This window comes from Rothia sp. HMSC069C01 (assembly GCF_001814655.1).
Lineage (GTDB): Bacteria > Actinomycetota > Actinomycetes > Actinomycetales > Micrococcaceae > Rothia > Rothia dentocariosa.
In genome coordinates, this window is record NZ_KV817381.1 from 21,849 (window position 1) to 33,404 (window position 11,556).

An 11,556-nucleotide genomic window follows, 5' to 3' on the forward strand; every position below is an offset into this window, starting at 1 on the left:
AAGCTCCTCGCGAACGCGGTCAAACTACCTTCGTAGTTAAGCTTTGTCACCGGTGGCCGCGTGTGGTGTACCCGCAACAAAGCCTTTGAACCCGGCCGTTGCCGAAAATGCTCATGGTGTAAAAATAAAGGGCGTAGGGGATCCCCAGAGGGGCGCCCCTACGCCATATAAGACAGGGTATCGGCAGATGAAGCCGTTCGTTATGACTTGAGTGAGTATTCGATGCCGTCGAGCAGAATGGTCATTTTATGCCGCAGCCACTCTAAGGGATCCGAGGTCACCGAATCCCGCAGAATAGTCCGAATCTCTTGACGCTCGGCGGAAGCACCTGGGTCTTGGAAAGACTGCAGGTCGGTTGAATTGCGCTGCATCTGGTGCTGAATTTCTTCACGTCCAGCGCCGGTTTCAGCAATAAACGCATCGCTGTGTTCAACGCTTCGTCTGCTGTCGATAACCATATCCAGCAGCATATCGCAGGTGAGAACGGCCTTCTTTGCCGAAAAACCTTGTTTGATGAGAATCACACAAAGCTCTTCGAAAAAGTATGTAGCAATGGGGGGAACGATGCCGCGTGCCACTTCGGTTGCCGCGCCCGGGTATTTCTCAAGGCTGTGCCAGGTATTGAGGGCGTGTGCAGTCAGAACCTCACGCCAGGGACCTTCAAAGGAAGGAACCTCAATACCGGAATAGGCATATTCAAGCCCCATACGTACCAGTTCGTCGCGGTCCGGTGCGTAGCGATATAGGGTGGTTTCCCCTACCCCTAGACGGTCACGAACGGCGGCAAACGTGAGATTGGCAAAGCCTACGTCTAAAACGGTTTTGGCAATCTGCTCACGGGTTAGGCTTGGGGGACGTCCACGGCGGGCTTTGGGTTGGGTCATGGTTGGTTTCCTTGCACGGTGATTGCATATTCATATCTGATAATAGGTCTTTACGAGGCGGAATAAAAATAGCAGTTTGCCCCGGTATCTCAGGGTGAGACAAGAATGAAAATTCTTGTCACCTGATCAAAAAGTCACAGATGTACTACCCTCGCAGCGTCGCGAGAGCAAGGTTTGCGGGTCCTTCCCCCGAAAAACCGCCTCAAAAACGGTGTGTAGCACTCGGCGCTGGTTAATAAGTCAAGCCTTGCCTTATTTATTAGTATGGGTTAGCTTAAGATTACGGGCATTGTGTGGTCCGACCATAACTGTGAATGAACACACACCATACTTTTGCGTTATATCGCGGTATATGACGCTTTGAACCTCGTATAGCAATGAAGCGGCAACCCCGCAGAAAGAAGGCGCCCCATGGTACAACGTCAGTTCCCTAAGCCCAGCGAACTCAAAGAATTTATGACGTTCAAGAAGCCCAGCCTGGACTTCGCCGGGAACCGCCTCGAAAAAGCCCTCACCATCTATGATCTGCGCAAGATCGCCAAACGCCGCACCCCAGCCGCCGCTTTTGACTATACCGATGGCGCCGCCGAAGGCGAGTTCTCCATGAATCGTGCACGCCAGGCCTTCGAGGATATCGAGTTTCACCCCGGCGTGCTCACTGATGTTTCGACCGTAGACACCACTACCGAGGTCTTAGGCGGTACATCCGCCATGCCTTTCGGTATCGCTCCCACCGGCTTCACCCGCCTGATGCAGACCGAGGGTGAGATCGCTGGCGCCGGTGCAGCAGGTGCCGCGGGCATCCCCTTCACCCTGTCTACTCTAGGCACCACCAGCATTGAGGATGTGCGCGCCGCAGACCCTAACGGCCGCCTCTGGTTCCAGCTGTATGTCATGCGCGAGCGCGAAATCTCCTACGGACTGGTAGAACGCGCCGCCAAGGCAGGATTCGATACGCTCTTCTTCACCGTAGATACACCCGTTGCTGGCGCTCGCCTCCGCGATAAGCGCAACGGTTTCTCTATTCCTCCGCATCTGACGATGAAGACCCTGCTGAACGCAATTCCGCGCCCCTGGTGGTGGTTCGACTTCCTGACCACGCCCAAGCTGGAATTCGCCTCGCTTTCCTCGACCGGCGGCACCGTGGGCGAGCTTCTGGATAACGCGATGGACCCCTCCATCAACTATGAAGACCTGAAGATTATCCGCGAAATGTGGCCCGGCAAGATCGTGATTAAGGGCGTACAGAACCTCGAAGACTCTAAGAAACTCGCCGATCTGGGTGTGGACGGTATTCTGCTCTCGAACCACGGCGGTCGTCAGCTGGACCGTGCGCCCGTACCTTTCCACCTGCTCCCGGAGGTTGTGCGTGAAGTGGGGATGGATACCGAGGTGATGGTTGATACCGGCATTATGAACGGTGCCGATATTGTCGCCTCTATGGCGCTGGGTGCGAAGTTCACTCTGGTCGGTCGCGCCTACCTGTACGGGCTTATGGCCGGTGGCCGCCGCGGCGTGGACCGGACTATCGAGATTCTTTCCGACGAGGTGCGCCGCACCATGAAGCTGCTCCAGGTGCACAACATTGCCGAGCTTGAACCCAAGCACGTAACTCAGCTGCGCCGCCTGCAGCCGATCCCAAAGGCGTAAGTTCTAAACCTGCATAACTTCCCTTTCGCTAGGGGATGATAAAAGGCTCTTGAGGTGAATACGGCGGAGTTTCTAAAACTTCGTTCACCTCAAGGGCTTTTTAGTATGTAGGTTGCTTCCTGTAGATGAATATATGATTCAGGGCTACGTACTCTTTGTCATAATGAGGTAATTATTTTTTCCATGTTCACTCAGCGGAGCACTAATGCGGAGGATCTATAATTGATTTCCTCAGTTATCTGAACTTCAGGAGTATCTTCATGGCAGCCTCTGAATCAGTGCCGGAACCTCATACTGGTTTTACAGCGAATATCACACGCACAAGGCTACCTGCTTCCTTTACTACCGTGCTTATTGGAGAGTCCTTCTCACTTTTCGGCACTCAGATTTCTTCTGTGATGATTCCTCTTATCGTTGCGATAACGCTTAGCGCAGGAGAAATAACTCTAGGCGTTGTCAGCGCTGTAGGGTGGCTGCCCATTATCTTGATAGGACTTATCGCCGGGGCAATTGTTGATAGACATAGTCGTTGGACCATGATGGTGGTATGTAATATCACACGTGCCGGATTAATTGGGTTGATCCCACTTCTTGCGCTTACGCAGAATCTCACAGTGACAGTTCTCGTAGTTATCTCATTCTGCATGGGGGTCTGTAACGTATTCTTCGATGTTGCTTATCAGACCTATGTCCCCGACATTGTGCCCCGGAATATGCTTGACAGAGCAAATAACAGGTTTGAGCTTATTCGTTCAATGGCTCAGCTTATAGGACCACTTGTGGGAGGATTTTTAGCAGCACATTACCGCCCAGAGTACCTAATTACTTTGGATGCAGTAACTTTTCTCATTGCATTTATCGTGTTGCTACTGCTACCAGGTCGTTTCAGGGTTCCATCGGCAATTTCACAGAGAAGTTCGCTGAATACACCCAGTATTATTTCTGATATGATGGCTGGTCTTAAACTTGTATGGCGCACGCCTGTTATTCGTTTGGTTGTACTATCGGGTGCCTTCATTAATATTTTTGAGGCAGGAATAAGCGCCTTATTTGTTCTATATGTGACGCGAACCCTTGGATTAGATTCGTCTGCATATGGTGTTGCTATATCGCTAGCAGGGATAGGTGCTTTATGTGGTGCACTTAGCTACCGTATATGGTCGGAGAAAGTTCAAGAGGGAGCCTGCGTAGGTATTGGCGTGGTGTGGATGGCAGTGGGATCGATTCTTACAGCCGCCGCTATTTTTCCTGGATGGTCATGGATCTGTCTGTTATTGGGACAATTTTGTATTGGGTACGGAAGTCCAATCATGAATATAGCTCTCGTAACTTTACGGCAAAAGATCACTCCCGCTGAAGCGCTTGGACGTGTAAATGCTAGTGCCCGTGTCTGCATCATGAGTAGCCTACCGATAGGCGCTCTCATGATTTCTTCACTTGCAGAAGCAGTGTCAATCTCAACTGCTCTGTGGGTTGCAGGCCTGGGGGAACTTGCGGTGCTAATCATTTTAGGACCACAACTTTTACGGATCCGTATCCAAGAAATTTAGAAAGCAGAATTTGTATGTTTTCTCTTCTTACTGAGGAGTAGTATTGCCAGATAACGTGACGATTGGACCGTGGTTCTATGACAGAATATGACGGCGTATTGCGGGACGAGTTCATAAACTTTTACCGCCCGGTGAACACGCCCGCACCGCTGGCATAATAGGGTGAAACGAGCGCACCCTGCTGCTAAGCGGGGTCTGGGTGCGAAACCATAGGGGAGAGAATCGTGATCGAAACCAGCAACCAGTATTCCGGGCAAGATTATACCGGGCAGAAAACCGTGCGCGTGCGCGCCAGCGAACTCATCGGACGATCCTGGCTCAACACCGGCGAGAAGAGCCTAGACCTGCAGGCTCTTCGCGGCAAAATCGTGATCCTCGACTTCTGGACCCTGTGCTGCATAAACTGCCTGCACGTGCTCGACGAGCTGCGCCCCCTCGAAGAAGAATTCTCGGATGTGCTCGTCACTGTGGGCGTGCACAGTCCCAAATTCGAGCATGAGGCAGACCCGGTAGCGCTCGCCGCAGCCGTAGACCGCTATGACATCAAACACCCCGTACTTGACGACCCCGAACTCACCACCTGGCAGGCTTATACCGCCCGCGCCTGGCCTACGCTCGTGGTTATCGACCCCGAAGGGTATATTGTGGCGCATCTTTCCGGGGAGGGGCACGTGCAGGGGCTTATCTCACTTGTGCGTGAGCTCGTTGCCGAACACGAGAAAAAAGGTACCCTGCACCGAGGTGATGGCCCTTATGTACCCCGACCCAAAACCGAGGGAACATTCGCTTTCCCAGGGAAGGCTATTGAACTCCCCACAGAGTTCGGACCCAAAAACCTGTTCGGCACCGGCTCACGCACCTACCTGGTGTCCGACACCGCCAGGCACCGCATCCTGCAGGTTGCCGAAGACCTCAACACTGTGCTGGCAACCTACGGTGGGGGAGAGGACGGCGAAAAAGGCTACGCCGACGGAACCGGAACCACTGCACGCTTTAACGAACCGCAAGGGCTTGCCTTGGTACCCGCCGAACTCCGCGAAAAACTCGGGTACGATGTGCTGATCACCGACACCGTGAATCACCGGCTGCGCTCGCTGAATCTGCGCACGGGCGAGGTTCGTACCCTTGCGGGCAACGGCGTGCAGCGCGTTATTGATGGAGACAACGCCGTCACGGGCAACGCAAACCATATCCCCGCGGATGCGCCCGCCACCGCTATAGCGCTCTCGTCCCCGTGGGATGCGGTCTATTCGCGTGAAGCCGGGCAGTTCGTGATCGCGATGGCTGGCACCCACCAGCTCTTCGGCTACGACCCCGTCTCTGAAACCGTCAGTATTTTCGCGGGCGCCGGGGTTGAAGGGCTGCAGGACGGTACCGCCGAGGATGCATGGTTTGCCCAGCCCTCCGGCATTATCGAGGCGCGTGACGGCAGTCTGTGGGTAGCCTGCTCGGAAACCAGCGGGCTGCGCCATGTAACCTTTACGCGGGATGAACACGGGCACCAGAGCGTACAGGTGACCTCTGCCGTAGGGCTGGGTCTGTTCGATTTCGGGTTCGTGGACGGCGACTCGCAGACCTCCCGCATGCAGCATCCGCTGGGACTTGCGGAGCTTCCCGACGGCTCTATCGCAGTGGCAGACACCTATAACGGTGCGATTCGCCGCTGGGATCCTGCCGTGAAGGAACTAAGCACCTTACAGCGCGGACTCGCCGAACCTGCCGACCTTCTAGTGGAGCATAGCCCGGGTGAGGACCCCCGCCTGATAATCGTAGAAACCAATGCGCACCAGTTGGTGCGTGCCGCGATTCCGGCGCAGGCGCAAAAAGTGGACGAAGGGGCGATCACAACCGCCCGGCCCGCCACGAAACTCACCGGCGGAACCCTTGAATTTACCTCGCGGTTTACCGTGCCGACCGGGCAGAAACTCGATACCCGTTGGGGAGACCCGACCCAGCTGAAAATCTCATCCACCCCCGAAAACTTCCTGCTGGACGGTGCCGGTACCTCCCAAGGACTCAGCCGTACCCTCGTGCTCAACCCCGAAGTTCAGGAGGCGGTGCTGCACATTACGGCCCGCGCCGCTGCCTGCGACGGTACCCCTGACGGCGATATTCCCGAGCATGCCGCATGCCACCTGTACCAGCAGGACTGGGGTATTCCGGTCATCGTCACCGGTGATGCCGCGGATGAGAGCGAACTTGTGCTGGATTTGCGAGGGGTTAACTAAGCTAGGGTAAGGACCCTCAGAAGCTCACGTGCACCGCCGTGCCGTTGCTGACGTTCACTGTCGGTTTGATGGTAAACGGAACTTCCTTCTCAAAGGGCTGCCGCTCGCCCGTGTACAGGTCAAGCTGCGTGAAGGATACCTTGACCTTGCCCTGCGCCTGGTCAGCGCTCCATTCGCCATTCGTGGTGACCGTCACGTGTGGATGCGGATACTCCGTGACCGACCAGGTCACCTCGCCATCCACACGCCCGGGGAAAGTGTACTCGAAGGGACAGCCGCTCGGGTAGAGAGTCTTTTGCTCGGTGCAGGAATTTACGTAATCCTCCACCTGATGCTGTACGGATTCCCGAGCCTGATCGCTCGCTTTCAAATCGAGCGTGACCTGCGAATTTGCGTCCGCTGAGAGCACCTTTTGCGTGTACGGCTGTGCGGTATACACCGTCGAATCATAAGAAATGGAATAGTTTCCGGGATAGAGCACCGGGAACGTTGCTTCACCGTCATCAACCGCAACCTTGCGGGTGTTCACGGTCGCCGCCTGTACGCCCTTAATCGAAACCTTCAGCTCGGGCAGCTCGCCGGGTTCAATCTCCCACCGCGGGAAAAGGCCCCAGTGATCGCCCACATGATGCAGCCTGAAATCGGTGTGTTCCTGCGCGCCGTCCAAGGTGTAGGAGGCTCGCACCGTCGCATGCTCGCCGTCATCGCTGCTTTCCACTACCTCATAGGTAATATTAGACAGCCCCGAAACCGACTTCTTCAGAACCTCACCATCGAGAAGAGACCCGTCACCCTCAGGCACCCGCGCCCCCAAAATACCGAGCGCATGCGAACCATTACCGTCCTGCAGCGCTCTAAAATACTCCTGAACTTGACCCGTGGGGGTGTACACCAGCCGATTCAGAGCAAAGAGCGCGCCAAAAGCAAGGGTTACCGACACGAAAACGCCGATAACCCAGGTAGCTAGAACCCGTTCCACGGGAGAAAATTTGTGCATGATTACAGCGTACCGCACCGCGCGGGCGCACCTGACACCGGGCAGATTTATGTACCCGCACGAACCCTCAGGTTTGACACTGCGGGGCGAAAATCTTAGCGTCGGGCAGGTGCGACCGCTAAAGTGGTGTGTATGGCAGAACGCGCACACGAAATTCCCGCCAAATATGGCGATGTTCTAGAACTCTTCCACCCCCGCATGCGATCCTACGGCAGGCGCATTGAGGCGGCGCTCCCGGGAACCATCACCCTCGTCGCCGCGATCGCATTCTTAGCGTATAAACGCCCCGCCTTGCCGTACCTGGTGCTGGTGCTTATCATCTGTTTTTTCGCGGGTCTAAGCCTGTATTCGGTGCTTAAACCCACGATCGTGGCAATCACCAAAACCCATGTGCTCCGCGCCCGAATTTTTGGCTGGCATGCGGTGGAACGTAAAGATATGGACCACACGATCTTCGTGGAAAAGCTCTACGGCAAGAAAGCACACGGGCAAGACCTCAGCAACGTTGTTGCCAAGCTCAAGTACCGCAGCTTCCCGAGCATGTGGGTGCTGGATAAGCAGGGAAAGTCTCTTCTTCGCCTCGATGGTCGCGTGTGGGATGCCAAGACTATGTCTACGGTGGCCTCGAAACTTTCCGACCAAACCACGGTCTATAAAAAAGCGAACGTTCTCGATATTGACCGGCTGCACCACGGTCTGATTACCTTCACCGAACTGCACCCCGGCTGGAAATCCGCCACTATGGCGATTCTCGCAGTACTTATCGTGGCTATATTGGGCGGCGCCGCAATCCTGCCCGAAGACATGGCTCGTTCAATCCACCTGATCCCCTAGAGGCTACGATTCCCGCGTTCTGCACGGGTCGGAGAGAGAAAAATGCGGTGGTGCGCATCCTACACAAAACCAGGATGCGCACCACCGCTTTTATCAGCCATAAAGCGTGCCGCCTGAGCGCCGCCTACCGCGAAAGAACCGCCACAATAAACTCGGAACCCTCGGCAAACGGACGCAAATCCCAGGAACTAAACGTCGAATCAACATTCAGCCCGACCTCGCGCGCATCCTCAAGGAACTGAGCAAACGCATAGTCACGACCGGGACCGGAACCGTACCCAATCACGGCGCGCCCACCCGGTGCCAGCACCTTCCGGAAATTCTCCAACACCGGCTTACGGGTTGAACGCGCAAGAAAACCCATCACATTCCCGGCACATACGATCAGCTCAAAACCATCCTCACCGGCATCGGATTCGAACCCGAGAGCCTGCGGCAAATCCACCAAATCAGCCGTAACCCAGGTGGCTTCCGGGCATACGCGGCGCGCCTCATCAATAAGCTCAGGGTCAATATCAACGCCGGTCACCCGATGCCCCAGCGCATGCAGCTGCTTACCCACGCGGCCCGGGCCGGAACCAGCATCCAGAATCTTTGCCCCGCGCGAGGCCAAAGCATTCACCAGGCGAGACTCACCCGCCATATCCTTACCCTCAGCCTCCATAGCCTTAAAACGGTCGATATACCATTGCGAATGTGCCGGATCGTTCTCTTTCTTGATGAGCCAGAGCGACTTTTCGCGCTCGCCGGGGGCGTTAAAACTTAATGCTGACACCGTATTCTCCTCGGTGGTAGATGAATAGATAGCGTGTGTGCAAACGTAGGGGTATCGTACCGCATACGGGTAAGAACGCGCCTCCTAGGGCATCTGCCCGACGGTATTCTGCTCGCTGTGTTCATCCGAGTTTTCGGTGCCGGTGAATTCCTCAATCAACTGGTCCATAACATCGGATACATCGGATGCGCCCCGCACCGGCCCGCCCGCCAACAGTCCGTCAGAGCCCAGTACTACCGCCAGTGGGGTGCCGCGGCCGAAAGCGTGCATAGCCGCAAATTTTGGGTCTATCAGCGGGGTAATGCTCTCGGGTACAGACGCAGTCTTTGCGTTGCTCACACTGCTGAAAACAGGATGCAGCTCAAGCTGCGGCAGTTTGTGCGCCCAGCCCGCCAGCTTGTCGAAGATCGACAGGCAGGCGCCGCATGTGGGGGAGACGAAGAACAGCACCCGCGCCTTGAGCTCGGCGAGCTCGCGGATCGAAAAATTCTTGCCGTCGAGCGTATGCAGGGTTGCGTACGGAATGGGCATGCGCACGTATTCTTCGCCGTCGCCGCGATCCTCATAGACGGGAAGCAGAAGATGGTTATCGTCGCTTTCGCCGAAATCTGGCTCAGCCAATGCCTCGCCGCGCTGTACCGCCCACATGGTGAGGGCGATCAGGGCGGCGCCGAGCACCCAGCCCCAATCAGCGGCGTTGAGGCTGTACAGCTCGTAGATAAGCGCCCGACCTGAACCCAACGATGCGGCAAAAACGGCAGCCGCGGCGGCGGCCAACGCGATATTGCGGATGAGCGTATAGCGGCTCACAGGTGCGGCGGATTTTGAGCCGAAACAATTGCACCCCGCGGTGCGGCCTGTGGCAAGCGCCCGCGCAATAACGATCAGGTAGAACAGCATGAGCATCACAGAGATGCCCGATACTGCGGTGAAGAGAAGGCCCGGCGCTGCGAGCATCCCTAACGCCAGAAGCAGCTCGGCCCAGGGGAGTGTGCGCGCGGTGAGCTTCAGCGGAGCAATTTTTTCAAGCCCCAGGTTGAGAATACCCGTGACGGTACTGGAAGGGTCCTTAGCCTTGGCGAACCCGCTCACCGCCAGGGTAACCGTGATCAGCGCCGTACAGAGAAGAAAAGATACGTTCGGAAAAGCAGACATGATTCCTTGAAAGTTTGAGTGAGTTTGTGTCTACCACAGATTTTACGCCTGGTGAGGGTCTGCACGGCGGATATGGGGGCGCATCCGGCGGCATAAATTTTGGGAGGGAAGCACATTCTATCGTGTTCGGAGTCGGAATAATACCGGGGTAGAATAGCTCATGAAGGTGTTAGGTGACTGGCAGAGTCAGTGCCGGATGCCCAGGCCGTGCGCCGGGTCGCGCCTTCGTCACCGTGATAAAAAATAGGGAGTTAAGTGTATGCCTATCGCGTTGCCTGAGCCCGTGTCTTTAGCTGTTGAAGCACTCGACCTTGAGGTCGCTATTACCGCAGCAGAAACCCAGGATGCGACTGCAGAGTTACCGCATGAAGAACTTTTTGACGTAAGCACCGAAGATGGTGTTATCCAGATTGTTCAGCGGGAACGCTACTGGAAATCCAAGTTTGCCAAGCGCACCTCGTTTTTATCCTTTGGGGGACCGAAGATCGTTATCAGCCTTCCACACGATTCTTTTCTTGACGTTCTGCGGGTTCAGACAAACTCAACATGCCGCCTTGAGGGTGTGCGCACCACGCACGCGGATTTGGCGGCGACCACGGGCACTATTCGCTGTTTGAACGCATCGTTTACACATGCGAAGGTGACCGCGAAATCTTCGTCCGTGAAGATGGTAGACAGTACGGTTGCTGAGGATGCGACTCTCACGGTCACGGGCGGCTCGGTGACGACGACCGGAACTTTCACCGAGATGCCGGGATACCGTATCGAGGATGTTTCGGGCAAGGTGCAGATTTTGGATCAGCCGTGCGAACCGGGCGACTCACACAATGCGAAGGGGCAACCCAGCGTGTTTATCAACTGCATCGGCGGGTCCGTAACGCTGGCGTAGGCGCTGTACGCTTCTTTGCCGGATCTCTTTCTGGTCGCATAAAAAGGCTCTTTAGTCCACTAAAGCGGGTTTCCACCGTTTTATAGGAATAAAGAGCCTTTTTAGCATCTATCCATCTGGCATGATGCTCAGCGGTAGAACGTTAACCGACGTACTGGTTGATTTCGTTCTGGAGTCCTTGAATGATCTGAGACGGACCAGGCAGAACACCACCTTCGGAGATTCCGTAGTGCTTGCCTAGCCACCAAATCTGTAAAGAAGCAAAAATAGCTGGGCGACCTGAAGGTCCTTCATCTCGTTTAGCTGGTACCAGCCATTTTGTCATCCAAGATATTGTGGGTGAGCCCTGAGCTTCCTCACGCGGCACCCATTCCCAACCTCCAACAAGTCCGGGACATTTATATGCATATTTAGAAATCTGAGAGCTGATTACCCCATCAACAACGAGGTTTGCTTGAGGGAACATGGCATTCATAAACCGCTGCAGTCCAGCTGAGGTTTCTTCGCCCCACCAGCCGTCGGCGGAGATGGCGTTAGCGGAGGTTGCGGTGACCAGGGTAGAGCCGAAGGCTGCAAGGCCTGCGGCGGGAACGC

The 11,556-nt window shown here is 55.5% G+C and carries 10 protein-coding genes; 5 read left to right on the forward strand and 5 right to left on the reverse strand.

Going from position 1 to position 11,556, the window contains the following annotated elements; translation table 11 throughout:
* Nucleotides 1-200: 200 nt before the first annotated feature.
* Complete coding sequence (locus HMPREF2981_RS02145) at nt 201-884, reverse strand: TetR/AcrR family transcriptional regulator (protein WP_048778413.1); 684 nt, start codon at nt 882-884, stop codon at nt 201-203.
* A gap of 411 nt (nt 885-1,295) precedes the next feature.
* On the opposite strand from HMPREF2981_RS02145, the gene HMPREF2981_RS02150 reads away from it, so the two are divergent.
* The 3 genes from HMPREF2981_RS02150 to HMPREF2981_RS02160 all read left to right on the forward strand — a co-directional run bounded on the left by HMPREF2981_RS02150 (nt 1,296) and on the right by HMPREF2981_RS02160 (nt 6,312).
* Nucleotides 1,296-2,534, forward strand: coding sequence for an alpha-hydroxy acid oxidase (locus HMPREF2981_RS02150; RefSeq protein WP_070553598.1), 1,239 nt, complete (start codon nt 1,296-1,298; stop codon nt 2,532-2,534).
* A 260-nt stretch (nt 2,535-2,794) separates the two neighbouring features.
* A complete protein-coding gene (locus HMPREF2981_RS02155; protein ID WP_070660461.1) occupies nt 2,795-4,084 on the forward strand; it encodes an MFS transporter in 1,290 nt (429 codons plus the stop codon).
* A 224-nt stretch (nt 4,085-4,308) separates the two neighbouring features.
* Entirely contained in the window at nt 4,309-6,312 is a 2,004-nt protein-coding gene (locus tag HMPREF2981_RS02160) for an NHL domain-containing thioredoxin family protein (RefSeq protein ID WP_070660464.1), read from the forward strand.
* Between the two features lie 16 nt (nt 6,313-6,328).
* Here HMPREF2981_RS02160 and HMPREF2981_RS02165 read toward each other — a convergent pair whose 3' ends face one another.
* Entirely contained in the window at nt 6,329-7,309 is a 981-nt protein-coding gene (locus tag HMPREF2981_RS02165) for a zinc ribbon domain-containing protein (RefSeq protein WP_070660701.1), read from the reverse strand.
* Between the two features lie 132 nt (nt 7,310-7,441).
* On the opposite strand from HMPREF2981_RS02165, the gene HMPREF2981_RS02170 reads away from it, so the two are divergent.
* On the forward strand, nt 7,442-8,143 hold the full coding sequence (locus HMPREF2981_RS02170) for a hypothetical protein (protein WP_070660467.1): 702 nt from the start codon (nt 7,442-7,444) through the stop codon (nt 8,141-8,143).
* 124 nt (nt 8,144-8,267) lie between these two features.
* Here the strand turns inward: HMPREF2981_RS02170 and HMPREF2981_RS02175 are convergent, their stop codons facing one another.
* Together HMPREF2981_RS02175 and HMPREF2981_RS02180 are read right to left on the reverse strand one after the other, a co-directional pair.
* Entirely contained in the window at nt 8,268-8,918 is a 651-nt protein-coding gene (locus tag HMPREF2981_RS02175) for a class I SAM-dependent methyltransferase (protein WP_013398507.1), read from the reverse strand.
* 84 nt (nt 8,919-9,002) lie between these two features.
* Nucleotides 9,003-10,073, reverse strand: a complete 1,071-nt coding sequence (locus tag HMPREF2981_RS02180; protein WP_070627254.1) for a TlpA family protein disulfide reductase — start codon at nt 10,071-10,073, stop codon at nt 9,003-9,005.
* Nucleotides 10,074-10,332: 259 nt separating this feature from the next.
* Between HMPREF2981_RS02180 and HMPREF2981_RS02185 the strand changes: the two genes are divergently transcribed.
* Complete coding sequence (locus HMPREF2981_RS02185; protein WP_004005989.1) at nt 10,333-10,962, forward strand: DUF4097 family beta strand repeat-containing protein; 630 nt, start codon at nt 10,333-10,335, stop codon at nt 10,960-10,962.
* 142 nt (nt 10,963-11,104) lie between these two features.
* Here the strand turns inward: HMPREF2981_RS02185 and HMPREF2981_RS02190 are convergent.
* A partial coding sequence (locus tag HMPREF2981_RS02190) for a chemotaxis protein CheA (RefSeq protein WP_070660470.1) occupies nt 11,105-11,556 on the reverse strand: 452 nt, incomplete at its 5' end.

Bases quoted from the DNA above. Each gene is read 5' to 3' on its own strand.
- HMPREF2981_RS02145 (WP_048778413.1), bottom strand. From the start codon at position 884: ATGACCCAACCCAAAGCCCGCCGTGGACGTCCCCCAAGCCTAACCCGT.
- HMPREF2981_RS02150 (WP_070553598.1), top strand. From the start codon at position 1,296: ATGGTACAACGTCAGTTCCCTAAGCCCAGCGAACTCAAAGAATTTATG.
- HMPREF2981_RS02155 (WP_070660461.1), top strand. From the start codon at position 2,795: ATGGCAGCCTCTGAATCAGTGCCGGAACCTCATACTGGTTTTACAGCG.
- HMPREF2981_RS02165 (WP_070660701.1), bottom strand. From the start codon at position 7,309: ATGCACAAATTTTCTCCCGTGGAACGGGTTCTAGCTACCTGGGTTATC.
- HMPREF2981_RS02170 (WP_070660467.1), top strand. From the start codon at position 7,442: ATGGCAGAACGCGCACACGAAATTCCCGCCAAATATGGCGATGTTCTA.
- HMPREF2981_RS02180 (WP_070627254.1), bottom strand. From the start codon at position 10,073: ATGTCTGCTTTTCCGAACGTATCTTTTCTTCTCTGTACGGCGCTGATC.
- HMPREF2981_RS02185 (WP_004005989.1), top strand. From the start codon at position 10,333: ATGCCTATCGCGTTGCCTGAGCCCGTGTCTTTAGCTGTTGAAGCACTC.